General features: G+C 51.7%; 22 protein-coding genes. 10 read left to right on the plus strand and 12 right to left on the minus strand.

Annotated elements, in window-relative coordinates; translation table 11 throughout:
• Positions 1 to 86 precede the first annotated feature (86 nt).
• On the minus strand, positions 87 to 2,186 hold the full coding sequence (ppk1, locus tag OH144_RS11185) for a polyphosphate kinase 1 (protein ID WP_266202324.1): 2,100 nt from the start codon (positions 2,184 to 2,186) through the stop codon (positions 87 to 89).
• 182 nt (positions 2,187 to 2,368) lie between these two features.
• Here ppk1 and OH144_RS11190 point away from each other — a divergent pair, with 182 nt between their 5' ends.
• From OH144_RS11190 to OH144_RS11200, 3 genes are all read left to right on the plus strand, one after another.
• Entirely contained in the window at positions 2,369 to 3,310 is a 942-nt protein-coding gene (locus OH144_RS11190; RefSeq protein WP_266202325.1) for a DUF5996 family protein, read from the plus strand.
• Between the two features lie 158 nt (positions 3,311 to 3,468).
• The gene (locus OH144_RS11195; protein ID WP_266202326.1) at positions 3,469 to 4,521 is read left to right on the plus strand and encodes an acyloxyacyl hydrolase; all 1,053 of its coding nucleotides are present in this window, start codon (positions 3,469 to 3,471) and stop codon (positions 4,519 to 4,521) included.
• A 630-nt stretch (positions 4,522 to 5,151) separates the two neighbouring features.
• Positions 5,152 to 6,294, plus strand: a complete 1,143-nt coding sequence (locus OH144_RS11200; protein ID WP_266202327.1) for a DEAD/DEAH box helicase — start codon at positions 5,152 to 5,154, stop codon at positions 6,292 to 6,294.
• 335 nt (positions 6,295 to 6,629) lie between these two features.
• On the opposite strand, the gene OH144_RS11205 is transcribed toward OH144_RS11200, so the two are convergent.
• From OH144_RS11205 to OH144_RS11240, 8 genes are all read right to left on the minus strand, one after another.
• Positions 6,630 to 7,472 (minus strand): 1,4-dihydroxy-2-naphthoyl-CoA synthase, encoded by an 843-nt coding sequence (locus tag OH144_RS11205; protein ID WP_266202328.1) that lies wholly within the window; start codon positions 7,470 to 7,472, stop codon positions 6,630 to 6,632.
• 1,145 nt (positions 7,473 to 8,617) lie between these two features.
• Positions 8,618 to 10,549: a M13 family metallopeptidase gene (locus tag OH144_RS11210; RefSeq protein WP_266206331.1), complete on the minus strand. Its 1,932-nt coding sequence runs from the start codon at positions 10,547 to 10,549 to the stop codon at positions 8,618 to 8,620.
• A gap of 471 nt (positions 10,550 to 11,020) precedes the next feature.
• Positions 11,021 to 11,389, minus strand: coding sequence for a hypothetical protein (locus tag OH144_RS11215; RefSeq protein WP_266202329.1), 369 nt, complete (start codon positions 11,387 to 11,389; stop codon positions 11,021 to 11,023).
• An 83-nt stretch (positions 11,390 to 11,472) separates the two neighbouring features.
• Positions 11,473 to 12,153, minus strand: a complete 681-nt coding sequence (locus OH144_RS11220; protein ID WP_266202330.1) for a tetratricopeptide repeat protein — start codon at positions 12,151 to 12,153, stop codon at positions 11,473 to 11,475.
• Between the two features lie 65 nt (positions 12,154 to 12,218).
• Positions 12,219 to 13,208 (minus strand): hypothetical protein, encoded by a 990-nt coding sequence (locus tag OH144_RS11225; protein ID WP_266202331.1) that lies wholly within the window; start codon positions 13,206 to 13,208, stop codon positions 12,219 to 12,221.
• Positions 13,209 to 13,387: 179 nt separating this feature from the next.
• Positions 13,388 to 16,111: a DUF5686 and carboxypeptidase regulatory-like domain-containing protein gene (locus tag OH144_RS11230; protein WP_266202332.1), complete on the minus strand. Its 2,724-nt coding sequence runs from the start codon at positions 16,109 to 16,111 to the stop codon at positions 13,388 to 13,390.
• Between the two features lie 293 nt (positions 16,112 to 16,404).
• Positions 16,405 to 18,363, minus strand: a complete 1,959-nt coding sequence (gene gyrB, locus OH144_RS11235; protein ID WP_266202333.1) for a DNA topoisomerase (ATP-hydrolyzing) subunit B — start codon at positions 18,361 to 18,363, stop codon at positions 16,405 to 16,407.
• A gap of 330 nt (positions 18,364 to 18,693) precedes the next feature.
• Entirely contained in the window at positions 18,694 to 19,347 is a 654-nt protein-coding gene (locus tag OH144_RS11240; protein WP_266202334.1) for an SIMPL domain-containing protein, read from the minus strand.
• Positions 19,348 to 19,475: 128 nt separating this feature from the next.
• On the opposite strand from OH144_RS11240, the gene OH144_RS11245 reads away from it, so the two are divergent.
• The 6 genes from OH144_RS11245 (at position 19,476) to OH144_RS11270 (ending at position 22,471) form a co-directional block, all read left to right on the plus strand.
• Complete coding sequence (locus tag OH144_RS11245) at positions 19,476 to 19,826, plus strand: DMT family protein (protein ID WP_266206332.1); 351 nt, start codon at positions 19,476 to 19,478, stop codon at positions 19,824 to 19,826.
• A 90-nt stretch (positions 19,827 to 19,916) separates the two neighbouring features.
• Positions 19,917 to 20,342, plus strand: a complete 426-nt coding sequence (locus tag OH144_RS11250) for a DUF2267 domain-containing protein (protein ID WP_266202335.1) — start codon at positions 19,917 to 19,919, stop codon at positions 20,340 to 20,342.
• A 96-nt stretch (positions 20,343 to 20,438) separates the two neighbouring features.
• On the plus strand, positions 20,439 to 20,822 hold the full coding sequence (locus tag OH144_RS11255; protein WP_266202336.1) for a hypothetical protein: 384 nt from the start codon (positions 20,439 to 20,441) through the stop codon (positions 20,820 to 20,822).
• A gap of 144 nt (positions 20,823 to 20,966) precedes the next feature.
• Complete coding sequence (locus OH144_RS11260; protein WP_266202337.1) at positions 20,967 to 21,401, plus strand: hypothetical protein; 435 nt, start codon at positions 20,967 to 20,969, stop codon at positions 21,399 to 21,401.
• Positions 21,385 to 22,071 carry an SCO family protein gene (locus tag OH144_RS11265; protein WP_266202338.1) on the plus strand — a complete coding sequence of 229 codons (687 nt, stop codon included), beginning with the start codon at positions 21,385 to 21,387 and terminating at the stop codon, positions 22,069 to 22,071. The genes OH144_RS11260 and OH144_RS11265 overlap by 17 nt, the downstream gene beginning before the upstream one ends.
• Complete coding sequence (locus OH144_RS11270; protein ID WP_266202339.1) at positions 22,058 to 22,471, plus strand: c-type cytochrome; 414 nt, start codon at positions 22,058 to 22,060, stop codon at positions 22,469 to 22,471. The genes OH144_RS11265 and OH144_RS11270 overlap by 14 nt, the downstream gene beginning before the upstream one ends.
• Positions 22,472 to 22,598: 127 nt before the next feature.
• Here the strand turns inward: OH144_RS11270 and OH144_RS11275 are convergent, their stop codons facing one another.
• The gene (locus OH144_RS11275; RefSeq protein ID WP_266202340.1) at positions 22,599 to 23,006 is read right to left on the minus strand and encodes a hypothetical protein; all 408 of its coding nucleotides are present in this window, start codon (positions 23,004 to 23,006) and stop codon (positions 22,599 to 22,601) included.
• A 435-nt stretch (positions 23,007 to 23,441) separates the two neighbouring features.
• On the opposite strand from OH144_RS11275, the gene agaR reads away from it, so the two are divergent.
• A complete protein-coding gene (gene agaR, locus OH144_RS11280) occupies positions 23,442 to 24,206 on the plus strand; it encodes a transcriptional repressor AgaR (RefSeq protein WP_323134713.1) in 765 nt (254 codons plus the stop codon).
• An 81-nt stretch (positions 24,207 to 24,287) separates the two neighbouring features.
• Here agaR and OH144_RS11285 read toward each other — a convergent pair whose 3' ends face one another.
• Together OH144_RS11285 and OH144_RS11290 are read right to left on the minus strand one after the other, a co-directional pair.
• Positions 24,288 to 25,229 (minus strand): glycerophosphodiester phosphodiesterase family protein, encoded by a 942-nt coding sequence (locus OH144_RS11285; protein WP_266202341.1) that lies wholly within the window; start codon positions 25,227 to 25,229, stop codon positions 24,288 to 24,290.
• 83 nt (positions 25,230 to 25,312) lie between these two features.
• Positions 25,313 to 26,020 carry a GDSL-type esterase/lipase family protein gene (locus OH144_RS11290; RefSeq protein ID WP_266202342.1) on the minus strand — a complete coding sequence of 236 codons (708 nt, stop codon included), beginning with the start codon at positions 26,018 to 26,020 and terminating at the stop codon, positions 25,313 to 25,315.
• Positions 26,021 to 26,041: the final 21 nt, after the last annotated feature.

A 26,041-nucleotide genomic window follows, 5' to 3' on the forward strand; every position in this document is an offset into this window, starting at 1 on the left:
CTGATGAAGTATACTGCAGCCGGTTTTACATTTTCATCAAAGTATAACTCTTACTGATAAATGTTAAATGATCACTGCTAAATGAATCAAACCAGCTCTACCTCATCAGACGCATAGGTTTTGTTGAAGAAGAGCTTATGTATGTCCACCACCTCCTCGTTGGCACCGGCGCGGCGTTTCACGTAGGTGCCGTCCTCGCGCATGATGTAGGAGTTCTGGTTGTCCTGCAAGTTATAGTACAGGATGTTGATGACCTCCCGCTTCAGCTCCGCGTTGGTGATCAGGAAGAGCGCCTCGATGCGGCGATCGAAACTACGCACCATCATGTCGGCGCTGCCGCTGTATACCTTAGAGTCGCCGTTGTTGTGGAAATAGTAGAGGCGCGAGTGCTCCAGGTACTCGCCTACTATACTTTTCACGGTGATGTTCTCGCTCAGGTCCTGGCGGCCGGGGCGCAAACAACAGATACCGCGCACGATCAGCTTTATCGGCACACCGGCTTTCGAGGCTTTGTACAGCTCGTCTATGATTTCCTTATCCTCCAGAGAGTTAATCTTGACCACGATGCCGCTCTTCAGCCCCTTTTTGGCGTTGCGGGCCTCATGTCGGATCAACTCCATCAGCTGCGTGCGCATGCCTTTCGGTGAGGTCATCAGGTACTTATACTCATTAGGGCGCGAGTGGCCGGTAATTACATTAAAAAACTCCGACACGTCGTGGGCGTAAATCTCGTTGGTCGTCAGCAGGCTGATATCGGTGTAGAGGCGGGCTGTTTGCTCGTTATAGTTGCCGCTGCCAATGTGTACGTAACGCGTCACCTTCTCCCCTTCCTTTCGGATGATCATCATCATTTTGGTGTGCGTTTTATACTTGCTGATGCCGTAGATCACGAAGCAGCCGGCTTTCTCCAGGCGCTCGCCCTCGCGCAGGTTTCGCTCCTCATCGAAACGGGCCTTCACCTCGAACAACACCGATACGTGCTTGCCGTTCTCGGCCGCCTTCAGCAGCGCAGCCGTTACCCGGCTCTGGTCGGCCAAACGGTAAATGGTCTGCTTTATACCCAGCACCGAAGGGTCTTCGGCGGCGCGCTCCAGCAGGTTCACCACCGGCTCCATGCTGTTGTAGGGGTGGTGCAGCAGCACATCGTGCTCCTTGAGGTATTCAAACATATCCACCCCATCGCTTGGCAGGCTTAGCGGCTGCACAGAAGCAGGCTGCTTAAAGCCCTTGTCCCTGAACTGGCGGTGGTTTATCACCTGCCACAGCGCGCGCAGGTCAAGTAGGCTGTTGATGGTGAATACGTTTGCATTGTCTATGGTCCAGCGCTCCTTCAGGATCTTCATCATAAAGGCCGAAGGGTTACGCTCTATTTCCAGCCTCACCACGCGTCCCTTCTTACGGGTCTTCAGCTTGGATTTGATCTCCTGCACAAAGTCCGCCTCCAGGTCATCCGACTCCTCCAGGGTAAAATCGCCGTTGCGCGTGATGCGGAACAGGTTTACGGATACGATATCCACGTTGCGGAACAGCTTCTTGATCTTCCAGCGAATGATCTCCTCGATCGGCACGAATACGATCCTGTCCTTGCGGTTGATCTCGTAAAAACGCGCCAGGTTCTGCGGAATCTGCACAAACGTAACGCGGTCCTGCGGCTTGCCCTCGTCGGTGGTGCGGGTAACCACGCCAAAGGTCAGCAGCTGGTTCATCAGCAGCGGAAAACCATGGTAATTATCGAACACCATGGGCGTGAGCAGCGGGTAGATCGTGTTCTTAAAGTAGGAGTCGGCCTTTTTCTGCTCTATCTCCGTCAGCTCGCTCACCTTCAGGATGTCAAAACCGCTTTTATGGAACAGGGGCTTGAGCTCGTTGTTAAAGGTGAGGTACTGGTCGTTGACGAAACGGTGGGCGTAGTCGAGCAGCTTCTTGCGGAACGGCAGTTCGCGCAGCCCGGAATAGTCAAGGCGCTCCTTGCCGTAGTCGAGGTAATTGTACAAGCTGCCCACCCGGATCATGAAGAACTCATCCAGGTTAGACGAGGTGATGGCCATAAACTTGAGCCTGTCGAAGAGGCTCTCGCTGGCGTCGCGCGCCTGGTCCAGCACACGGTAGTTGAACCGCAACCAGCTCAGGTCGCGGCTAATGTATTTACTTTTCTTTATCTGGTCAGAAACCTTACTGATAAGCATACTTTCTATCTTTTTTGGGCTCTCTGCCGTGGCAGTTGCCCCTGGTAATCATAACTCCAAAATATAAGGATAAAGTATAGGTTATCCTTCATATACAAGCTAAAAATTGTCTGGCACCGGGTTTCCGGCTGTATCGCTGCTAAAAATGCTGCGTACAACAGTGGAAAACAACACATCCTGCCATGAACTCTCTAACCGCAACCCCGCCCCTTCTAGACGAGTTTCCGCCTCTTCCGCTCGAAGAATGGGAAAACACCAAAGATACGCTGCACTTATACCTGCAGGTAATCGGAAAGATAAGGCTAAAGCTGATGCCCCGGCGTAACCACTGGTGGAACGTGACGCTGCACGTTACCAGCCGTGGCTTGGGCACGGGCCCGATGCCGTATACGTTTTATACCCTTACCTGCGAGTTCGATTTTATTGACCACCAGTTGCACCTGCACACCAGCACCGGCGCCTCCGAAAGTATAGCCTTGCAGGATGGCCTGAGCGTGGCCGAGTTCTATACCCAGGTGATGAAGGCGCTGGAGGTACTAGGCGTGCAGGTAGAGATCCTGGGCAAGCCCTACGATAACAAGAGTGCCATCCCCTTTGCCCAGGACCACACCCACGCCACCTATAACCCCGAGCAGGTGCACCGGTACTGGCGCGTGCTGGTAACGGTAGACCAGGTGCTACAGGAGTTTAGCGGCCGCTTTTACGGCAAAACCTGCCCCGTACAGCTATACTGGCACCACCTCGACCTGACGGTGACACGCTTTTCAGGTAAGAAAATCCCGGTTAAGCCTGAGGCCAGCATCGTGGAGAAAGACGCCTACACCCATGAGATCATCAGTTTTGGCTTCTGGCCCGGCGACAACGACGTGCGCTTTCCGGCCTTTTACTCCTATACATATCTCTCCCCAGAAGGTCTGGATAAAGAACCGCTGCAACCCGAGCAAGCTAGTTGGGTAGATACCAACGGGAGCCCCATGGCCATCCTTAACTATGAGGAGCTGCGCCAGCTGGACAACCCGCGCCAGGCGCTGCTCCACTTTCTGGAAAGCGCTTACCAGGCAGGGGCAAAGCTGGCAAAGTGGCCTGTCGAGGAACTGGTGGTAAAGCCGCTGAGTGAGCTGTAGGTCCACTGATAAAGTATAAAAATATAGCCAGCGCTGCCCTAGCGCCTTATTTTATCCTGAGTTGCCGTAAAGCAGTACAAACCCGATTAACTATGCACAAAGGCCGGAGTAGCGTTTGCTTTTTAGGATGGTTAGTGTCGCTCTTGTTTCTGCCTGGTATGGCTGCACCTGCCCTTGCACAAACCGATGCCTCAGCGCCTGCCCTCCACATTGGACTGCGCACGCATTACGGCTTCATCATACCGCATTCGGCGGCCATACGCGAGGTGTCCTTTTCCCACCCCAGGGCCTTGGAGCTGGACCTGAGCCTGCACTTTACCAGCGAGCAGGCCTGGCAGTACATCCAGGGCTACCCGCGGTTGGGCGTCTCTTTGGCCTATACCAGCTTCGACAACCCGGAGGTGCTGGGCAATGCCTATGTGCTCCTGCTATACGTGGAGCCATTTCTGTCGGCGCATAAGCGGTTCAGCCTTTCGTTCCGTTTGGGTGGGGGGATTTCACACCAGGATAACGTGTACGACTCCATCAGCAATCCGCAAAACCAGTTTTACAGCACCAAGATAGCTTTTCCGCTAACGGTGAACCTGATGAGCAACTACCGCCTCAGCGACACCTGGCTACTCCGGGCTGGTGCCACCTACAGCCACATCTCCAACGGCGGCATCCGGCAACCCAACAAAGGTATAAACTACCCCATGGCTACCCTCGGGGTGGACTACGCCCTACGCACTGCTGCGTTTCCCGAACGGCACCTGCAAAAGCATGGCCCGCTGAGGCAGGAGCGGTATTACCTGCTGGCGCTGCTGGGCACCCTAAAAGACGAACGGGCAGACCCTGAGGACAAGCAGCCGCTCTGGGGCCTCACAACGTACGCCAGCCAGCGTATCGGCAGGCTTAGCGCCTTGGCAGCCGGGGCCGAGTGGGTGGCAGATTACTCTATTAAGAGGGAGTTGGAGCAGAAAAAGGATGATACAGACTTCCAGCGGGGCGCCATGCTGGCCGGTCACGAACTGTACATAGGCAGGTTCCGGTTTAACCAGATGCTCGGTATCTACATTTACGCTCCGCACAAAGCGCGCGACCCGGTGTACCAGCGCTGGGGGCTGGAGTACCATACTGCCGACGGCCTGTATGTCGGTATCAACCTGAAAGCACACCGGCATGTGGCGGATTTTATGGATGTACGGGTGGGGTGGCGCCTTGGAACGTAATTACTGTTATACTTGCTTCGGCCATACTTTATACTTCTCTGGCGCCAACGTCCGCTTGTGCCTTCACTTAGCCGCTGCTTTCTGCAACTGGACACAAGCTATCCTTATTAGCCACCGTTCATCCACGGCTTTACAACCTGCTCGTTTCATCTCCTACTTTGGCTCCCTCATGGCCGGGAGGCCTCGTCCTCGGGCATCGCGCTGTCTATTGAAGCTGCTCCTCGCTTCGCTCCGGGCTGCTGAGCAAGCTCAGCACCGCATCAATAGAAGGCGCTCAACCCAAGGACTGGGAATCGTTCGATAGCCGCTGCTGACGAAGCCTCAGCCAAGTCCCCCTTTGAAGAGGGTAGGAGGATGTAACCGTCTGCTGACAATTCCCCTCCTCTGGACTAGCCAAAACGTGAGTTTTTAGCTAGCGTGCGAAGCTCTCAGGGGTGGGTTTATACTTGTAGGGACAGATCGCGACCTGCCCGCTTCCGGCATCAACTATGAAACTTATACTTCAGCATGAGCAATTACAGGCTCCCCTCCTTGGTTAAGGAGGGGCAGGGGTGGTTTGATCCGGTACTGCAGAAAATCCTGATGCGAATATTATATCGTACCTTTGCCCAATACATTATTTAAAGCAATATGTCATTCTCATCCCTGGGCCTCTCAGCACCGCTAGTTAGAGCTATTGAAGCGCAACAGTATACTACTCCCTATCCCATACAGCAGGAAGCTATACCTGCCATGCTTCAGGGCAAGGATATTCTTGGGCTCGCGCAAACCGGCTCGGGTAAAACGGCCAGCTATGTGCTGCCTGTCCTGGAGAAGCTGCAGCGTGCATCTCCGAGCCAGAGCAGAGCGGTGCCGGTGCTGATACTGGTACCCACCCGGGAGCTGGCCGTGCAGGTAAACGAGGTGCTGCGCTCCTTTGCCAGGGAGCTGCCACGCCAGGTTAAGTCCATGGCTGTGTTTGGCGGTGTATCTATCAACCCCCAAATGATGAAGCTGCATGGAACAGACGTGCTCATCGCCACACCCGGCCGCTTGCTGGACTTGGTGGAGCACAAGGCGGTTCAGTTGTCGGAGGTAAAGCTGCTGGTGCTCGACGAGGCAGATAAAATGCTGAACCTGGGTTTTAAGGAGGAGGTTGAAAAGATCTTTTCTTTACTACCAGCAAAGCGCCAGAATGTCCTGTTCTCCGCCACTCTGCACGAAGAAGTAGCTTTTATTGTAGCTGACATGCTGCACAACCCGGTCAAGATCAAAATTGAGGAAGAGGCCGTGGTGCCGGAGCTGATCAACCAGACAGCCTACCAGGTGGCGGCGGAGCGTAAAGGCCCCCTGCTGCGCTACCTCATCAAGCAAAATGTTATGCAGCAGGTGCTGGTGTTCGCTTCCTCTATCCGCACCGCAAACAACGTGGCGGCAAAGCTGGTGAAAAATGGCATCGAGGCGACCGCTTTCCACGGCGATAAAAGCCAGGGAGCCAGAACCGAGGCACTCCGCCAGTTCAAGGCCGGCAAGCTGCGCGTGCTGGTAGCCACCGATCTGGCCTCCCGTGGCATCGACATTAAATACCTTCCCCATGTGATCAATTATGAGCTGCCGCGCTCACCAAAAGATTATGTGCACCGCATTGGCCGAACCGGACGTGCAGAAGCCTCCGGAGAAGCTATTTCGCTGATTTCGCCGGATGAGGAGCACCATTTTAAGGTAATCCAGAAGAAGATGGGCAAGCGCGTTCCCATGACACCGACAGATGAGATTGATCTGGCTGGGTTTTAAGCAAGGATGCTGTTAAGAATTTTACAGTTGCCTGAGACTAGGCCCTTGCAGGTGTTATCACCTACAAGAAAACAGCTGTTGCAGTATAAGTTGTTGGTGAATAACACCAACAATGGCAAGGGATAATAAGCCGAGAGATGAGTCTTTTAACTTTGTCGTTCCGGAAGAATCCTGGTGGCAAGCAGTAGTGGCGCATCATCTTCGTCTACCTGACTCGCCCACAAGATTCTTTCAGGATGACAATGAGCACACATTAGTTAGCTTGTAAAATGTCCGTAAACAAAGACAGGCGAGCCTTGCGGTTCGCCTGTCTTTGTTTACGGACATACTTCCTGCTACGGAATCCACTTGATATCAGAGAAATCAGGCTTGCGCTTCTCCAGGAACGCATTGCGGCCTTCTTTGGCCTCCTCTGTCATATAAGCCAGTCGGGTGGCCTCTCCGGCAAATACCTGCTGCCCTACCATTCCGTCGTCGGTGAGGTTAAAGGCGAACTTAAGCATTTTGATAGACGTTGGCGATTTTGCCAGGATCTCCTGCGCCCACTGGTAAGCGGTATCCTCCAGCTCGTCGTGCGGAATTACGGCGTTCACCATACCCATATCGTAAGCATCCTGTGCGGAGTAGTTACGGCCTAGGAAGAAGATCTCGCGGGCGCGCTTCTGCCCTACCATTTTGGCCAGGTAAGCCGAGCCGTAGCCACCGTCGAAGCTGGTCACGTCGGCATCGGTTTGCTTAAAGATCGCGTGCTCCTTGCTGGCCAGCGTCAGGTCGCAGACTACGTGCAGCGAGTGGCCACCACCTACTGCCCAGCCTGGCACTACGGCGATCACTACCTTTGGCATGAAGCGGATCAGGCGCTGCACCTCCAGGATGTTCAGGCGTGGCATACCGGCCTCATCCACATAGCCCTGGAAGCCGCGGGCATTCTGGTCGCCGCCGCTGCAGAACGAGTAAACGCCGTCTTTAGTCGAGGGCCCTTCGGCAGAAAGCAGCACCACGCCTATCGAAGTATCCTCGCGGGCATCCAGGAAGGCCTCAAAAAGCTCTGCCACCGTTTTAGGGCGGAAGGCGTTGCGCACATTTGGCCTGTTAAACGCGATACGGGCCACCCCACCCGATTTTTTGTAGGTGATATCTTCGTATTCTTTGACAGTTGTCCAGTTTGCTTTGCTCATGTCTTCAGATTTTTTGTAAAAATACGGCTTTTCATACTTTGGTGCACAATGCCGCTGGTGATTTAAGGGAGAAGCGGTGACTTAGGCTATACCTGGAACATTGCCAAAGTATAAAATCCACATCACATGCCGCAAGTTTAGCGAAGCGTACCTTGTAGCTATACATGAGGGCAGTTTGTAACTGCCTTGCTTTAATAAAGCAAGGGCTGCCAAGACTATGGCTATACTTTGGTATGCGATGCCGATGGTGTTCATTTATGCTTCCTAAAATATCCAACCACCCCTGCCCCTCCTTATCAAAGGAGGGGAATCTGCATTTATTTTTGTTCAAAGTATAAGTTCCATAGCTTATGCCTTCGCACGGACAGGTCGCGACCTGTCCCTACAAAGCATAACCCACCCCCTCCCATTTGCTGGCGCGGGTATGTAACCCGTGTCTCCTTATACTGTCGGATTTGCAATCCGACTGGGCCAGAGGCCCAACGATAGCCAGTCACGAGCGTGGACGCTCGCGCTATCAGGATAGAACTTAATGGAGAATGAAACGCCCCAGCCCCTTTGTTTTCCTGTTAAGAAACTTGATTGAAAAGAGGGCCCCTTCGCCGGGAGGTTAAGCTTTTGCTATTTGCTAACAAGATCCTTTCAGGATGACAAAAGAAAGAGAATGTGAAACGGCCCTGGCCTTCCGAAGTGGGGAATAACCTGCTAATTTATACTTTCCTGCTCCCGCAGAAAGCAAGTTAAAGCCTTATTCTGTCTCATTTTTTTCTTGGAATTGAACCCAATATACTAGAATTGTCCCCTTGAGGGGACTACAGGGGTATAATGCTACGAAGCAAACTGCTGTTGCTAGTAATAAGTGATGAACCTGCAGGTGTAAACACCCCTATGACCTATGGTCGCGAGTTTCAAACTCTCGTTCTCACTTGTCCTCAAGGGGATAGTTATTCACTACTGTTGGTACTGTTGACCCTAAGAGGTCGGAATCTGAAAAAGTTACGGGACAAGAAAAGGTTATAAACTTGCGCCAAATGCAGCCACAAGTTATGCTACTGGTAAACTTACGATATACCCAAAACAGAAAAGCCGCTCCGGTTATACTTCCAGAGCGGCTTCTCATACTTTATACTTGCGTCAGATCCGGATTACCAGATTCTGATTCTCTCTTCCGGAGCTTTGTACAGCTTGTCGCCAGGCTGCACGTTGAACGCTTCGTACCAGGCATCCATGTTCACCAACGGGCCAACCGTTCTGTACTGGCCAGGTGAATGCGGGTCTGTTACGATCTGCTGGGCAGCGGCCTCTGGCAGAATGTTGCCTCTCCATACCTGTGCCCAGGACAGGAAGAAACGCTGATCCGGCGTAAAGCCGTCGATCTTCTCATCTGACTGACCCTGCTCGGTCATTTTGAAGGCTTCGTAAGCACCGGCCAGGCCACCCAGGTCACCAATGTTCTCACCCAGCGTCAGCTGGCCGTTTACGTTGATAGAGTCCAGCACCGTATAGCCGTCATACTGCTCTTTCAGCAGCTTCGCTTTTGCCTTGAACTTAGCCAGGTCTTCTTCCTGCCACCAGTTGCGCAGCGTACCGTCTTTGTCGTACTGGCTGCCGGAGTCGTCGAAACCGTGGGAGATCTCGTGGCCTATAACGGCACCAATACCGCCGTAGTTCACCGCGTCATCCGCCTTCGGGTCGAAGAACGGGAACTGCAGGATACCAGCCGGAAACACGATCTCGTTCATCACCGGGCTGTAGTAAGCGTTAACGGTCGGAGGTGTCATGCCCCAACGCTCACGGTCTACCGGCTTGCCCAATTGGCTCACCATTTTGTTGTAGCCCCACTCGCCGGAGTTGCGCACGTTGGCAAAGAAAGCATCACGCTTGATCTCCAGCCCTTCATAAGTCTCCCACTTATCCGGGTAACCCACCTTCGGACGGAAAGCATGTAGCTTGGCAAGCGCTTTCTCTTTTGTCTCGGCACTCATCCAGTCCAGTTTGTTGATGCGGATCTCGTAAGCCTTGATCAGGTTGGCGATCATCTCGTTCATCCTGGCCTTAGCCTCCGGCTTAAAGTGCTTCTGCACATACAGCTGGCCCAGCAACTCACCAATGGTGCGGTCAGTCAGCTGCGACATGCGCTGCCAGCGTGGCGTCTGTACTTTCTGGCCGCTCAATGCTTGGTTATAAGCAAAGTTAGCATCTGCAAACGGGGTGCTCAGGTATGGCGCAGCCTGCTTCAGCACGTTCCACTGCAGGTAGGTCTGCCAATCTGTAATCGGTGTAGAGCCCAACAGACCGTTTAATTCAGAGAAGAACTTCGGGTTGTTCACCAGGATGGTGTCCTCGCCAGTTACCTTCATCTTGGCCATCAGCGGCTGCCAGTCTATGTTAGAGGTGGTTTTGCTGAAATCGGCAACGGCAAACTTGTTGTAGGTTTTGTATGGGTCGCGCATCTCTACGCGTGCCATCTGTGCCTCAGCCATCTTCTTCTCCAGGTTAAAGATGGTCTCTGCATGCTGCTTGGCTTTGGCTTCAGAAGTACCGGTTAGCGTAAACAGTTTGGTGATGTAGGTTTTGTAAGCCTCCTGGATCTTCTGCGTGCGAGCATCATCCTTCAGGTAGTAGTCGCGGTCCGGCAGTGTGGTACCGCCCTGGCTGAACTGCGGGATCATGGTGTTAGGGTCCTTACGGTCCTGGCCCACATAGAAGCCGAACATCGGGGAGCCCACGCCGGAGGTTCTCTGGTAAGCCACCTCATTCAGAACGCCTTGCACGTTCTTCACTTTGCCGGCTCTTTTCAAGTCTTTTTTGATAGGCTTATAACCCAGCTTGTCAATAGCAGCGCTGTCCATGGCAGAAGCATAGAAATCGCCCACGCGCTTGTTCACAGAGCCGGTTGCAGCGCTCTTGTCGGCTGCTGCCTCCTCCAGAATGTCTTTTACAGCCTGGATGTTAAACTCTCGCAGCAGGTTAAAGCTTCCCCAACGGGTTTCCTTGGCCGGCACGGGGTTGTTTTTAACCCAGGCACCGCCGGCGTAAGTATAAAAGTCGTCGCCTGGCTTTACCGAAAGGTCCATGTTGGCCTTGTCGATAAACGGTGTTTTTGTTTCAGCGCTTTGCTGGGCGGTACCTTCTGCGCCATACAGCACAGCGGCACCGAAGAGTAGTAGTCTCAGGTGATTCTTCCAGTTCGACATGTTTTTCATCGAAGGTTGTTATAGGTTATAAAGTAAGGATAAATGCCGGAGTGATTTTGTAGATCAGTTTCCGGCTCTAAAAATAGTATTTTAATATAAAACGGACGCGCACAATCGTCTTTCAGCAGCTTTTATTCGTCTTTAACAAGAACGGCTACCATAAAATTCATACTTTCAGGTATAGCCATACTTTGTTCGGCGTCCCGCAAGTATAAATCAGTCTGTGCTCTTAGAGTGGTTTTGAAGTATAAAGTTTAATCCGGAAGTATAATTTCTGACGCTGCCCCAGCCACACGGGGTTGGTGATAAGTATGAACGGGGGATGCCGCTTCAGGTATGGCAAAATTCCGGTCAGTTAACTTTGGGCTTGAGGAACACTTTGAAATACTGCCGGTAGTTGCCGACCAGGATGCCGTACAGCAGCAGGTTAACGATAGCGATAGGCCAGTTCCGGTGGTCTATCAGCAGGTGGTAAAGTGCGATATTCACCACCACCGGACCTAAGAGCACCAGGGCGGCCAGCACAAACCTATTGAGCAAAAGCAACAGCCCTGCAATAACCTCAATGGCTTTTATAAAGAGAATGAGACCACTCGTAACCAATATTTCCATAAAAGGGTGGTACTCCGGCACTGGGATGAAAGTATAAAACCCATTCAGGCCAATCACCAGGAAGATCAGCCCTAATAAGACTCTGGCTATTTGAACTGCTGTTTTCATGGAGTGGGTTTGAAGGTCTCGTACATGAGATGAGAAAGGCGTAGCCGAGTAGGAAGCCTGTGCCGGGTTGATTGGAGTAATTTTTACAGGGTAACTGGTAGTGTCAGGCCCCAAACAACAACTTCTTTACCTTCATGTTTGCCAGGGACAATCTGGATTGCCCTATTGAACGCTTCTGTGATCTCTAGTTGAGCGGCTTCACTTTTTTTTGTACCCAATATCTCAGCATTAAGCCTTCCGTCCTTCCCGAAGTATAAGGACAGAGGGAGCATGGTGCCCGTTCCGAATTGCTTTCGAAGCAACTTTGACTTTTTTAGCTCGCTGAGTATTGACTTCTCAACCGCCTTGTTCAAGCCTTTGCCGTCTAACACATCCTCATGAATAGCGTTCACCACTACCTTTGGCATTACATCCACATCCTCAAAAAACATTGTGTCGGCATAAGCAATCTTCTGCTGTAACTGCTCCTTCAAAAGATTAGCAGCATCTCTATCACGTAACCTTACACAAGCTTGCAGAAGCTCAACTGCTTTACCTTTGTTACCAAGACCAAGATTGATTACCGCCAAATTATACATTGCGTCTTTGTGCCTCGGGTTTAGTGTGATTACCTTCTCGAACTCAGAGACAGCGGCTTCAGTTTGCTGCTGCTCATAAAGCTGGAGTGCACGTGCGTAGGTTTCTTCAACTTGATTTTTCTGTTGGGCAAGAAGTTGGGTTGTAGTAGCAAGTACTGCTAAAACTGAAAGTATAATTTTCTTCATTTTGTTGTTTTTGTTATCTCCAACGTACTCGCCTATAAGGTGGCGTAGCTAACTTATAGGTCTTGTTATGCTTTGTTTTTATTTTGCTTTAGTGCTTCAAACTTTTCAGACATCTCTTTCAATTTATTGTTCTTCTCTTCGAGCTTTTTAAGTATCCTTTCAGAGGGTTTAATAACCTCTTCAAAAAAATTAAATAGTTTTTCAAATCCTGTATTTAGCTCAGAGAAGTGAATAATTGCTATTGCTGAGGGACAATAATTTTTTGCAAACACAGAACATACAAATTCTATATCCTTATTAAAGGACTTAAGTTTTTTATTAAGATTTTCCCTACCATACTTGCTTATAAAATCATCAAATATCTTGAGGTTAAAATCTTCTAAGCTCTTTCCTATATTATTATTAAGAATAAGGCAATCTTCTTTAGTACTTATTTCATCTATAGACTTTGATTTTTTTATATCCTCTATAGTCACATTTTCCTTCAAGCGAAATAAGTTCGCGGTAGTTACTATGATTGGTGTAGGATAAAAAACCATATCAATATTACCTAAAAGCTTTTCGTATTGATGTTCCATCCCAATGACAACTTTTTCTGCCATTGCGTAGCTTAACTGATATATTGCTTGGCTAATTGTTTTGGGATTTTGTCCATCCGATGTTATTTCTATCCCTTTCCCGCAAAGAGGTGCTAAAGGCTCATAATCTAAATCTCGAAACTTATGAAAATCTGTAAACGCATCAACGGGATTTATAAAGGAATAAGGTTTCACTTCTTGAAAGCCTTCATAATTTTCAGGAGTGAAAATCCAATTTGTGGAAGGGTCGCGATATTTACACTCTATCATTAACTCAAAGAAGTGTGCACCTTTGATGAAAGACGCATCAATATCATATGAGAACTCATTAAGAATTTGATTCTCATCCTTTCTTAAGTAAGTGTATTCAAACGTGCTTAAACAACCATAATTATCGAGAAGCCTTTTTACTTCATACTCAAGTGGGACGCTTGACTTCAATAAAAAATCCTTCCATTTGCTTGAGCTATCCTTCATAGATTCTTTATTTGAAATTGAGCATAACTACAGTATAAACAGAACTCCTATTCCGTTTATCCGCATTATGTGCGGAGTTTCCTTTTCATACACCCATGCAGCAGCTACTAAATATAGTATTTTATAAATACAAAAGCAGCGGCTATACTTTAGAAGTATGGCCACCGTTCTCATCCCCCTCAATTCGAGTTCACTCCAATAATGGTGGCAATACCGACCCTGAAGCCGAGCTCCCGGAAGCTACGATCCTCAAAAGAGGCGGCTGCCTCAATGCGTAGTACCCGGAACACGTTATCAAGCGAGTAGCCAACCTCGTAGAAGTGTGGCGAGTGCTGCGTTTTCAGGTAGTTGAAGAACACATTCTCCTTCAGACCGGCGAAGCGCACGTAGGGTATCTGCGTGAGCAGGAACTTGCGGAACCTGTAGTGCGTGTGGCCCGAGAAGTAACTGCCGTTGGTGCTGTACTGGTAGTAGTCGAGCAGGCGGAAAGAACCAGCTGGCTTCAGACTGCTCAGAATCGTGCGGTTGCCATCGAAGTGGTGGTAGTCCATAAAGAACATGCTGCTGCTGTTGAGGAAGGTTCCGCCTCGCAACTCAAACTCCAGCCTGCCGCGCACGCCAAACGAAAAGCCGTGGTTTATACCCAGCTGCACCTGATCGAAATTCACATCGCTGCCAAGCACACCCGAAATGCCCTTGCGGTACATGAACAGGAGCTCCGGCGAGCCATCCAGCAGCGGAATTTTGCGGCCATTGTACATGCGGTAGCGGCTGACAGGGCGGTAACTCACGTTTGCCTCCACTACAAGTGCCTCGTGCCTCGGGAAAGCGGTATCCTCCAACTCATGGTTATCCGGCAGGCTCGGTGTGAAGGCCCTGTCCTCATCAGAATAGAAGAAGCTGTAGCCGGTGTTGTTGAAGAGTTGGTTCCGCTGCGCCCACTCCAGGTTGCCGCTCACCTTCAGCCAAACCGACGGTGTATACACATACCCCACCCTGGCGTAGGCCTTCTCATAGATCTTCATGTAGTTACGGCGGAACAGCAGCGTGCTCACCGTGTTGATGTGCGGGTGGATCGGGTTCTCGTCGTTAAATTGCTCCACAAACTTGCCGCCTTCCACAAACAGCAGGTTCGATTTACCGGCACGCTTTATACTATGCGACACACGGACCTTGGCGTAAAACTCTTCGCTCGCAAAGCCATACCGGAGAGTGGGCGCAAATTCGAAAGTGCGGCGCAGGCTATCGTACTGGTGGCGCAGCCGGGCACCCACGTTCACATTAAAGCCTTCTACAGTATTATAATAGGTGTTAGCCAGGGCAGGCTCCAGGTTTAGCCGCGTTCTTGGCGTGAGGTTATAGTTGCCACCTGTGGCAATATCCAGCGGGTTAAACGTCTTCTTCTTGATAACTTTCTTCGGGTCCTTCCCCGTCAGCTTCGCCGACTCCACCTGCGCCACCGAATCATCCCGCTGATACCCTTTCACCTCCTTATCGCTTAAGGGCACCGGGCGCACGGCATCCCAATAAGCAGCATCGCGTTTGGTAGCCAGCGTGTCTACCGTATACCTCCGCTCGGATACTACCTCCGGCTCTTTCCGTTCCTTCTCAGCCTCCTTCTCATAGGCCACCATCAGCTGGCGAAACTGCTTGCGCGTCAGTTTATCCTGGTTGGCCAGCGCCTCCAGGTTTCCGTTGTTTGTAGCCGGTTTGATAGCCGCTAGCGCCTCCGGCACCTCCTCTACCTTCTCATCGATGATCTCCTTTGGAGCCACCAGCTTCTTGTTCAGCTCCACCTTGTAATCCGAGCAGGATGCCAGGTACCTGAACTCCCCTGCAAAGCCCATCACCTTGCCCGAGAAGTTGAACTGATGCGTGGTCGGCATCCATACGGTGGGTGCCACCTCGGCATAATTCTGCTTCACCTTGATCGGGAAGCCCATCATGCTGGTTTTCAGATCCAGGCTGTGGATGGCCCAGTGCCCTTCTATGATGTAGATGTGGCCTTCAAATACATTATCGCCCCGCGAGCGTGGGGTTACCTTTATCCTGTTCACATCTATATCCCCTTCCCGGAAGCTGCCCTCGTACTGAAATTTATAGTAGCCAAAGGCCGACTTGGAGAGCGGCGAGACCATCTCCACCACTTTATCGTTATAGAAGCTCTCGTTTACAAAGCTCATCGGGGAGGCAGACCCTTTGTTGTCGCCGGAGGTCCGGATGGAGATCACCTTCTCCTCTATCTTGTTGGGCTGCGTGAACTTTATCTCGCTTACCGACTCCAACGTATAGGCTTCGTTCAGTTTCACGCCCTCCTCCTTCAGTTTCTTTTTAAGGAAAAAAGGTGCGTTGGTCAGTTCACCGGTGCCCTTCACATATACCTTCATTTGGTAACTGTCGTACTGCAGCAGGTGGTATTTTCGTTTGGCAATGGCCTTGCGCATAATGGTGTAGGCCGGGTCTTCGCCCTTGCCTTTTACCTGCACCTCCTTCAGGGCAAACGTCTGGCCACGCAGGCTGAAGTCCCGCTGCACCCACCCGTCTTTTACCTCTACCTGCACCTGCTCAGCCTCATAGCCAATGTATTTCACCACAAGGGTATGGGTTCCAGTCGGCAGCTTTACCTCATACTCCCCGCTGGCGTTGCTAGACGCGCCGTTGTTTAGGTTGGTGATGTAGATGGAGGCAAACGGCAGCGGCTCCCCATTGCTGTCTTTGATGGTGCCCCGGATACCCTGAGCAAAGAGCGGCAGCTGCACCAGGAAAAGTATAAGGAACAGGAAGTGCTTGAGCGAAATGGAGTACATGCGCTTTAAAATAGGTTGATAAAGTATGGATCTAAACTTATTAGGCAGCGAAAGCACTTCTGCTTCTGCTTCTGCAGCCTGGCGTATGGTGGCCATGTAGCAGCAAAGGGTGCTTCCACGGTACGATGGGGGAATGCTTTATACCTGCGCCGCCGGGAGACGAGGGCACAGAACCGGAATTAAGAAATGTTTTCATAGATAAATCAAATTGAGCTTCGTCTCAAATATATTACTATATAAATTAATTACAATAATATTAGTAAGATGCCATTAGTCCCCTAAAAGGTTGCACGCCCCGGAACCGGTAGTTGCTGGGGAGGTATAAAAAAAGCGTCGGCCATACTTTAAAGTATGGCCGACGCTCATAAAGATGTTCTTATACCTAAGTTTTACACGTCTACGCGTGCATACTTGGAGTTGCGCTCGATAAAGTCGCGGCGCGGGCCTACCTCGTCGCCCATCAGCATCGAGAACAGGTGATCCGCCTCAGCGGCAGACTCAATGGTTACCTGCTTTAAGCTTCTGACATCCGGGTTCATGGTTGTGGTCCAGAGTTGCTCCGGGTTCATCTCACCCAGACCTTTGTAGCGCTGTACGTTTACACTTTCTTCCCTGCCTTTGCCCAAGTCGGCAATAGCATCGATGCGGTCCTGCTCGCTCCAGCAGTAACGCTCTTCCTTGCCTTTCTTTACCAGATACAGCGGCGGAAGCGCAATGTAAATATAACCTTTCTCAATCAGTTCTTTCATGTAACGGAAGAAGAAGGTCAGGATCAGCGTGCGGATGTGGGATCCGTCCACGTCGGCATCCGTCATGATGATGATCTTGTGGTAACGCAGCCTCTCCATATTCAGGGCCTTGTCATCATCCGGTGTGCCGAAGCTTACGCCAAACGCGGTGATCATGTTCTTGATCTCCTCGTTCTCGTAGATGCGGTGCTCCTGCGCCTTCTCCACGTTCAGGATCTTACCGCGCAGCGGCAGAATAGCCTGGAACTTGCGATCGCGCCCCTGCTTAGCAGACCCTCCCGCAGAGTCACCCTCCACCAGGTAAATCTCGCAATTCGCAGGTTCGTTATCAGAGCAGTCGGCCAGTTTGCCGGGCAGGCTGGTGCTGGAGAGCACACTCTTGCGCTGCACCATCTCACGGGCCTTGCGGGCTGCGAAACGGGCCTGAGCGGCAAGTATAACCTTGTTTACGATGGTACGAGCCTCTCTCGGGTTCTCCTCCAGGTACTGGTTGAGCATTTCACCCACGGCCGTGTCCACAGCGCCGGATACCTCTGAGTTACCCAGCTTGGTCTTGGTCTGGCCCTCAAACTGCGGCTCCTGCACTTTTACCGAGATAACGGCAGTTAAGCCCTCTCTAAAGTCATCACCGGCAATATCAATCTTCACCTTATCCAGCATGCCTGATTTCTCGGCATAGGCCTTGAGGGTACGGGTAAGGGCGCGGCGGAAACCGGCCACGTGCGTACCCCCTTCGATGGTGTTGATGTTATTGACGTAGGAGTAGATATTTTCGGTGTACGATGTGTTATACTGCAGGGCAATCTCCACCGGTACGCCATTTTTCTCGCTCTCCACATGGATCGGCTCCGGAATCAGGTTCTCGCGCGTTTCATCCAGGTAGGCTACGAACTCCTTCAGGCCTCCTTCCGACAGGAAAGAATCTGACAGCGGCTCGCCCTGCTCGTTCACCTCACGCAGGTCCTTCAGGTTAATGCGGATGCCTTTGTTGAGGAAAGAAAGCTCGCGCAGGCGGCTGGCGATGGTATCGTACTTGTACTCAGTGGTGGTAAAGATAGAGGCGTCCGGCTGGAAGGTCACGATGGTACCCGTTTTGTCAGTCTCGCCTACCTCGCGCACCGGGTACGCCGGCACTCCAATGTTGTAGTGCTGCTCGTAAATCTTGCCTTTGCGGTGCACGGTCACATGCATATCGGTAGAAAGCGCGTTCACGCAGGACACGCCCACGCCATGCAGACCACCGGATACTTTATAGGTGTCCTTATCGAACTTACCGCCGGCGTGCAGCACCGTCATAACTACCTCCAGGGCAGAGCGTCCCTCCTTCTGGTGAAAGTCTGTTGGGATTCCGCGGCCGTTGTCCGACACCGTAACGGAGTTATCCGGGTTAATAATGACATTGATCTCGTCGCAGTGGCCGGCCAGGGCCTCGTCGATGGAGTTATCCACCACCTCCCACACCAGGTGGTGCAGGCCCTTGATGCCAATGTCGCCAATGTACATGGCAGGGCGCTTACGAACTGCTTCGAGCCCTTCCAGTACCTGAATGCTATTTGCTGAATAATCGTTTGCTAATGATTTTTCTTCTACTTCACTCATTTGTGTATCAGGGTAGATTGAATAGGTAAAATTACCACTTTTATTTCGTTTAAACTATACTTTTGGAAGCAGTGCCATTGCCCTGTTGCAAGAGCTGGTTATGCCGGCTCCGCCACCAGAGCATAAGTTACTATATTTTAACAAATTACACACTTCAATAGTGCCTATAATGCCTGTTTTAGCCCTTGAAAACACAATAAAAACATCCTCTCCCAATACGTCTCCCGATTCCATTTTCATACTCCCGTGGGAGCCCCCCTTCCTGTCCGGGTTGCCGTAGGTATGGATGTGGATTGAGGTGCAATGGCCTGGTCATTTGCCGAAAGCCGGTCAATCTGCCTCAGCCGTCAGGCGGGCCTTCACCTTTACCCGGGACACCATTTTCCGGTTGAACTCGTAATACTCCGGTCCGTAGGGCTGCAGGTTGTCCAGTTCCTCCACGCCCACAATTTTATACTTGTCTGCGCCGCCACTCAGGAAGTTCAGTTTGGTACGGGCGTTCTCCATGGCTTTCTGCATCAGCTCCTGCTGCAGTTCCTGCTTTCGCTCCGGCTCCACAAAAGTACCGGTCACGTTCATGTTGAAAGGAAAGTTGTGGTCGAGGGCGCTTTGGATAATGCGGCCGTAAGCGGCGCTGTCGGGCACTACCATGTTGTAGGTCAGGCTGGTCTGGAACATGCCGGGCTTTATCTTCTCCTGTCCCATCTGCTCCGGCATGTAGTGCAGGTACGTGTTGTCGTTGGTGAGCACCATGCTGGGCACCACCTGCTGCAGCGAATCGGCCCAGCGGGTAAAAGCGGGGCGCAGGCGCATCGGCCCGTTGTACGATAAGCTAAGGCGGTAGCCGGCCTCGGGCATCTGCTGTTCATACTCCCCTATCACCTGCAGGTAGTCTTCTTCCTCGGCGGCAGAGCGGGTTTGGCAGCTGCTGAGGGTGCCCACCCCGAGCAAGGCCGACAGCACCCATAGGTTTAATCTTTTCATAGTTTAGAAATTAGTTGGCTTTATTGTTTTAGCGAACGAAAAGTGTGCCGCACCCTGCCTACAGCCCATGTTTGTGCGGAAATATTTTTATAGCCCGGGCTATACTTTGCCACAGCTAAAATACACAGATTTACGGGAAAAAATTAAGTAAGAAAACAGTACTGCTGCTGCTCATTTCCAACATCTTCATGACTTTTGCCTGGTACGGCCACCTGCGCTTTAAAGACACCGCCCTCTGGAAGGTGATCCTGGTCAGTTGGTGCATCGCATTTTTCGAGTACTTGTTCCAGGTGCCAGCCAACCGCATCGGGCACGGGCAGTTCACGGCATTCCAACTGAAGACTATTCAGGAGGTGATTACGCTGGTGGTGTTTATCGGCTTTTCGGTGCTGTACCTGCGCGAGGAGGTGAAGTGGAACTACCTGGTGGGCTTTGTGCTGATCCTGGCGGCTGTTTTCTTCGTCTTCAAAAAATGGTGAGGCGGGCACTTTATGCATTACCAGAATAACCCTGCCCCGGTGCGTTCGTTCTGTACTAGTGTATGTTCCATCTAAAAACGAAGACAAACTATGGCAATGAACTTTGAGAATTATTTGAAAGACGGTAAAACCTGGCTGCACGAACTGTGCACGTACCTGGGCATTGACGATGAGTATAAGGCCTCGCGTATTTTCAGGGCGGTGATGCATGCCATCCGCGACCGCATCCCGGCAGGCGAAGCCATCCACCTGGGCGCGCAACTGCCCATTATCTGGAAAGGCATTTACTTTGACGGCTTCTCGCTGCATGAGCCGGTGCGCATCCGTCACGAGGACGAGTGGCTGGAGTTTATCCGCAGCAAAGACTTCGGTGCCGACCAGGCCGATTTCCCGACCCTGGACCACGCTTTTTACGCTTTTCAGGATGTGATGGCCTTTCTGCGCGACCACATTTCGGAGGGCCAGTACAACCAAGTGGCCCAGGCGCTTCATTCCGAGATCACGGTTCCGGCGTAGCCGTTTTATACGTTACCATATCACCACAGGCCCGGCTGCCGCCGGGCCTGTGCTTTTATACTTGCAGTTGCCAGCCGGTAGCCATACCTTTGCACCATGTGGCGCAGCTATGTTTTCGGACTCGGTTTTCTGGTTGTCTATCTCCTGACAACCTTCCGCTTCCTGGCGCCGGTGGTGCATTACCAGCTGGATTATACTTATATCTCAGAGGTGCTCTGCCTTAACCGCGACCAGCCCGAGCTGCAGTGCAAAGGCAAGTGCCAGCTTCGCAAGAACCTGGCCCCACTAAACCGGCACCAGCAGAAAGAGGCGCTGCAGCACCTGGCAAGCGCCTTCCAGCCTGTGGAAGATGTGCCGCACCTGCTCTGGGCGCTCTCTGCCCCTCCTGCTGCACCCGCTGCTGAAACGCCAGCCATGCCTGCGCCCCGTACCAGCACGGCCATACTTTCCGCCCCTTTCCACCCGCCCCGGCAGACTTAATGCTTACGAACACGGCGTTGGCTGTACATGACAACCGCTCTTGCGCCGGTGCCAAAGTATAAACCTTTTGCCTTTAAAATCATTTAAGAACCGTAGGGCTAAAACGGCCACTCTTTTGTGCTGCCCCTACTTTATCAGAATATCATGAAAAGATACCTTATACTTCTTGTCCTGCCGCTGGCCCTGTTCTCTGCCTGCCAGAGCGGTGACTCCGGCCAGGAGGAAAAGGAAGAACTGGAGACGAAGGTGCTGGCCATACATGACGAGGCCATGGCCAGGATGGGCGAGATCTTTAAGCTGCGCCGCTCCCTGCGCGTCACACGCGACACGCTGGAGGCGCAGCAGGCCGACAGCACGGCCCTACTCTCGCTGGAGCGGGAGATAGACGGGCTGAACAAGGCCGATGAGGCCATGATGCAGTGGATGCGCCAATACAAGGCGCCCGACACCCTGCAGCACGAGCAGGCCATGCAGTACCTGCAACAGGAGCTAACCAAAATAGAACGAGTACAAACCATCATGGACAGCACCATAAAGGCTGCCCGGGCAACCGCAACAACGTATGAGCAACAGAAATAAGATCATGAACCTGCGAAACGGACTAGCAGCAGCAGCCCTCGCATTGGCTTCTACCGCCTTCTATGGCTGCGACAACAGCACCCCACAGGACACCCTGCCTATTTATGGCGAGCGCGAACCCGTGGAACGCACCGTGGACGGCAAAACGGTCATAGACACCATCTACCACCAGATTCCGGACTTCGCGTTTGTGAACCAGGACAGCCAGCGCGTGACGCAGGAGACCGTAGCAGGCAAAGTATACGTGACGGACTTCTTCTTCACCAGCTGCCCCACCATCTGCCCTAAAATGAAGACCCAGATGCTGCGCGTGTACGAGGCTTACAAGGATAACCCAAACGTGGTACTCCTCTCCCACTCCATAGACCCGGCGCACGACACGGTGGCTGTTTTGAAAGATTATGCCGAAAGGCTGGAGATAGAAACGGAGAAGTGGCACCTGCTCACAGGCGACAAAGACAGTATCTACGACATTGCCGGAAACTACCTGGCGGCAGCTCGCGAGGATGAGGGTGCAGAAGGCGGCTTTTCGCACTCCGGCGACTTTTACTTGATAGACCAGCAGCGCCGTATCCGTGGTCATTACAATGGCACCGAAGAGGAAGACGTAGACAGGCTGATTCAGGACATTCCGCGGCTGCTGAACGAGAGGAAAGATGAGAAAAAATAAGCTTGTAATGGTGGCCATGGGGGCTTTTGCCCTCACCACCCTTACCCAGTGCTTCACCAAGAAAAAGGACGAGGGCAAGCGCCTCTACGAAACCCACTGCCAGAGCTGCCACATGGAAGACGGTAGCGGCCTGAAAGGCCTTATTCCGCCGCTGGCCCAAGCCGATTACCTGCAGACGCACCGCGACCAGCTGCCCTGCATCATCCGCCACGGCATGGACGGCTCTATTATCGTGAACGGTGTGGAGTATAACAAGGAGATGCCGGGAGTAGCAGGCCTGCGCGCAGACCACGTCACCAACCTGCTCAACTACATCCAGACCAACTTCGGCAACGACAACCCGCGCTACACGATGCCGGAGGTAGAGCGGCTCCTCGAGGCATGCCCGCCAACCAGGTAAAGTATAAATACCGGCCTGAGCATGTCCGATTGATGCTGAAATACCGCCTGAGCATGCGCCACGCATTTCGAAGCAGACATGGCCCAGGTATAAGGTCGGCAAAAAGTCCTGACTGCGGCTAGTCCTGCTAGCCCTTCAGCCAGGCCAAAGCCTCTGTCTTACTTGTAAAGTTGCGTAGCTCGAAGGGCAGCTGCTGTGTTTCTTTCAGGTGGCTGATGTTGCCCTGCGCGGTCTGCTCCACCTCGCGGCTCGGCGACTGCACCCGCGCCACCTTCCCTACGCGGGTGGTCATGATGCCGGCGGCCAGGGTCATGGCCACCTCGCGGCTTTCCTCATCGCTTACCGAAATCAGCGTTCTGGTAGAGTCGAGCAGCAGCTTCTTCACGTCGTAGTTCTTTATGTAATCCATCATGATGGTGATGGTATGCTTTATCTCGGGCAGCAGGTAACCGTGCAGATCAGGGTATGCTACTTCTAGGATGTCAGTAGCGGGGCTGTAATCCAATTTTACAATACTGTTCTCAAACAGGATCATCGAAGTTGCTCTTCTGTAAAGTATAAATGTATTCTTTGCTCCATACAAGCCCCTGCTACCTTAAGTTCCTTTCGGGGTCAACTGCAAAGACATACTTGCGAGCTACAAAAAATATTCCGAAATCACTATACTTCAATGCGGAGTATGTTCCCCATCAATGCCTTACTTTATACTTGCTGCGCGTAGACACCTGCTGGTTATCCTGATCTGCCGCCTATCCCCCCTTTAGTCCCATAGGCGAAATACGATACTTCACCACCCGGTCATGCTGTGGTGCTACATTTTCCGACGGCTTTCAGCTCTGGGAATATCCAATGGTTTTGCTATCTTCGCTGGTGGCTTTACGTCATGATAAGATAAGGGGCAGCTGTTTTGGCAGCGCCTCTTCCTCCTATTTGCGGGGCGAACCAACGCTAAATAACTGCAGCAAAACCTATGATCACTATCGCGGAGAGGCATCAACAGATTATTAACAGGCTACAGCAAGAGGGCAAAGTCAATGTGGCGGACCTGTGCGCGGATATGGATGTCTCCTCCGTGACGATTCGCAAAGACCTGAAACTGCTGGAAGACAAGGGGCTGCTCTTCCGGACGCATGGCGGTGCTACCCTGCACAACCCTTATACCATTGACCGCTCAGTTAACGAGAAGGAAAAGATTCAGTCTACGGAGAAGATGTTGATTGGCACCGCAGCGGCCAAGCTGCTGCAGCCTAACGACTCCATCCTGATTGCCTCGGGCACGACGGTGCTGGCACTGGCCAAAAGCATTCAGCCTAAAGGGCAGCTCACCGTCATCACCTCTGCCCTAAACGTCTCCCAGGAGTTGATCCAACGACCTGAGATTGAAGTGATCCAGCTTGGCGGCTTGCTCCGGAAAAGCTCCTCGTCGGTAACCGGGCCCTATGCAGAAAGTATTTTAACCGATTTCTCGTTCAGCAAGTTATTCTTAGGAGTGGATGGCATTGACCTGGAGTTTGGCCTGACGACCACCAATGTCATGGAGGCGCACCTAAACCGCCAGATGATCAAGGTGTCGCAGAAAACAATCGTCCTTGCCGACTCCACCAAGTTCGGGAGAAGGGGCTTTGGCAGAATCTGCGGTTTTGAAGATATTGATCAGATAATCACAGACAGAGGCGTGCCTGATTATGTAGTGAAGGCTCTGGAAGCAATGGGCACCAAAGTAACCATCGTTTAGCGGTTGACACCCCAGCAGCTGCCTTACCTTTAGAAGATTAGCCCAAAGTATCTTTATACTTTAAACCCGCTTCTTTCCTATTTATAGTTCGGTTGCCTCCAGTTGGTTGAGGAGGTGCGGGTAGTCTGTGATGATCCCGTCTACCCCCATCGCTTTTAGCTTTTTCATCTCTTCCAGCGAGTTTACGGTCCAGGGCACCAGTCTCATACCTTGCGTATGGCATTCCTTTACCAGTTCTTCTGTTACCAGGCTGTAATGGGGGCTGTAAATTTGAGGGATAAAGCCTACTTTCTCTATATTTTTGCTGAAGGTAACCTTACCATCGCCGGTCAGCAGGGCAGTGGTAATACCAGGGCTCTGCTGACGTACCTGCTGTATTTGCCTCACATCAAAGGACTGGATATAGAATCTGCCTTCTATCTCCCTTTGCTTCACTACATCCAGAACAAGCCTTATATACTCCTCTGGCTCCGGCTGATAAACCCCGTCCCGGCTAGGGTCCGCCTTGACCTCAATGTTGTAAATAACGGGAGCCAGACCTTTAGCTGCGGTGTACTGCTCTACTGAGTCGATCAGTTCGCCTAGCAGGGGCATGTAGGTTTGCAGCTTTTTCTGTTCGGGGAAACCTGTATGGTATTTGGAGCCTACGTCAAACTTCCGGATTTCCGCATATGGCATCTGGTAAAGCACGTACTGCTTTGCCTGCTCCTCTGAGATCTCCTCTCCATCTGGCGAAAGGGTGATGTGGTGATTGATGTGTGGATCGTGCGCGACGACAACCTGCTTATCCCTGCTGACCTGAATGTCTACCTCTAAAACGTTCGCCCCCATGTCCAGCGCCTTCCTCATAGAAGGAACCGTGTTTTCAGGCATGACCCCTCTGGCACCACGGTGTCCTACTTTCAGGAACGCAGGAAGCTCAGCCTGTCCCTTACGAACCATGGTAGGGTTCCCGCAGGCCGATAGCATGACCAAAGCCAGGTATAGGACAACGATACCCTTCTGTTGTAAACTTCTGCTCATAGTACCCCAGCTATAGAAAAAACCGATACCTCTTTTAATATGCTTTATCCTGTTAAGTGCTCGGCAGCAAAGTATAAGCACTCTTATTTTAAATACCTGCCCTCTTTTAGCACCTCAGCCCACTTTCTATACCCCTCATGCGTCAGGTGCAGCCCATCATGTGTATAAGCTTCTATAAGGTGCCCCTCACTATCCGCAAAGGCGGGATGTAGATCAATCAGCGTAATACCTTCCTGGGCAGCGAGTTTCCTCAGCTCATTATTAAGCCAGTACACGTTGTCCTCCCGGTTATAATGCCTTTTAAATTTCGTGAACTTGTTGTTGGTAGGCAGCAGTGTCTGGATGTACAGCTTAGTGGAAGGGGTCTCCGATTTTATCCTGTGCACGATTTTTTTATAGTTCTCCAGAATCACACTATCCGGAATGTTCCTGGATACATCGTTAATGCCGATCAGCAGGAATATTTTAGAGGGCTTTCCCCCCGTCACCTCATCCAGGCGCTCCAGTATGCCAAAGGTTATGTCTCCTGATATACCTCTGTTCTTTGCGTGCCTTGACTCCAGCAGTTCGCTCCAGTCCGGGTGGGCCGTAAGGCTGTTTCCTAAAAAAACAATGTCTTTTCGGGAGTCAGGATAAGCACGAAACTGCTCTACCTGCACCTGGTAGGTAGCAGGGCGGTACGTGCTGTCCCAGGCAGCGTCTTCCACTTCCTGGGCCACAACCATTTTGGGGAAGACCGCTGCGCAAACCACAAGCACAGCGCCCCAGATAACTTTGGTCATCGATTTCATACGTTAATCACCTTATAATTT

It is taken from the genome of Pontibacter kalidii (assembly GCF_026278245.1).
GTDB lineage: Bacteria > Bacteroidota > Bacteroidia > Cytophagales > Hymenobacteraceae > Pontibacter > Pontibacter kalidii.

Excerpts from the sequence above, each read along its gene's own strand:
- ppk1 (WP_266202324.1), bottom strand. The coding sequence starts at position 2,186 with ATGCTTATCAGTAAGGTTTCTGACCAGATAAAGAAAAGTAAATACATT.
- OH144_RS11190 (WP_266202325.1), top strand. The coding sequence starts at position 2,369 with ATGAACTCTCTAACCGCAACCCCGCCCCTTCTAGACGAGTTTCCGCCT.
- OH144_RS11195 (WP_266202326.1), top strand. The coding sequence starts at position 3,469 with ATGGCTGCACCTGCCCTTGCACAAACCGATGCCTCAGCGCCTGCCCTC.
- OH144_RS11200 (WP_266202327.1), top strand. The coding sequence starts at position 5,152 with ATGTCATTCTCATCCCTGGGCCTCTCAGCACCGCTAGTTAGAGCTATT.
- OH144_RS11205 (WP_266202328.1), bottom strand. The coding sequence starts at position 7,472 with ATGAGCAAAGCAAACTGGACAACTGTCAAAGAATACGAAGATATCACC.
- OH144_RS11210 (WP_266206331.1), bottom strand. The coding sequence starts at position 10,549 with ATGGACCTTTCGGTAAAGCCAGGCGACGACTTTTATACTTACGCCGGC.
- OH144_RS11215 (WP_266202329.1), bottom strand. The coding sequence starts at position 11,389 with ATGAAAACAGCAGTTCAAATAGCCAGAGTCTTATTAGGGCTGATCTTC.
- OH144_RS11220 (WP_266202330.1), bottom strand. The coding sequence starts at position 12,153 with ATGAAGAAAATTATACTTTCAGTTTTAGCAGTACTTGCTACTACAACC.
- OH144_RS11225 (WP_266202331.1), bottom strand. The coding sequence starts at position 13,208 with ATGAAGGATAGCTCAAGCAAATGGAAGGATTTTTTATTGAAGTCAAGC.
- OH144_RS11230 (WP_266202332.1), bottom strand. The coding sequence starts at position 16,111 with ATGGCCACCATACGCCAGGCTGCAGAAGCAGAAGCAGAAGTGCTTTCG.
- gyrB (WP_266202333.1), bottom strand. The coding sequence starts at position 18,363 with ATGAGTGAAGTAGAAGAAAAATCATTAGCAAACGATTATTCAGCAAAT.
- OH144_RS11240 (WP_266202334.1), bottom strand. The coding sequence starts at position 19,347 with ATGAAAAGATTAAACCTATGGGTGCTGTCGGCCTTGCTCGGGGTGGGC.
- OH144_RS11250 (WP_266202335.1), top strand. The coding sequence starts at position 19,917 with ATGGCAATGAACTTTGAGAATTATTTGAAAGACGGTAAAACCTGGCTG.
- OH144_RS11255 (WP_266202336.1), top strand. The coding sequence starts at position 20,439 with ATGTGGCGCAGCTATGTTTTCGGACTCGGTTTTCTGGTTGTCTATCTC.
- OH144_RS11260 (WP_266202337.1), top strand. The coding sequence starts at position 20,967 with ATGAAAAGATACCTTATACTTCTTGTCCTGCCGCTGGCCCTGTTCTCT.
- OH144_RS11265 (WP_266202338.1), top strand. The coding sequence starts at position 21,385 with ATGAGCAACAGAAATAAGATCATGAACCTGCGAAACGGACTAGCAGCA.
- OH144_RS11270 (WP_266202339.1), top strand. The coding sequence starts at position 22,058 with ATGAGAAAAAATAAGCTTGTAATGGTGGCCATGGGGGCTTTTGCCCTC.
- OH144_RS11275 (WP_266202340.1), bottom strand. The coding sequence starts at position 23,006 with ATGATCCTGTTTGAGAACAGTATTGTAAAATTGGATTACAGCCCCGCT.
- agaR (WP_323134713.1), top strand. The coding sequence starts at position 23,442 with ATGATCACTATCGCGGAGAGGCATCAACAGATTATTAACAGGCTACAG.
- OH144_RS11285 (WP_266202341.1), bottom strand. The coding sequence starts at position 25,229 with ATGAGCAGAAGTTTACAACAGAAGGGTATCGTTGTCCTATACCTGGCT.
- OH144_RS11290 (WP_266202342.1), bottom strand. The coding sequence starts at position 26,020 with ATGAAATCGATGACCAAAGTTATCTGGGGCGCTGTGCTTGTGGTTTGC.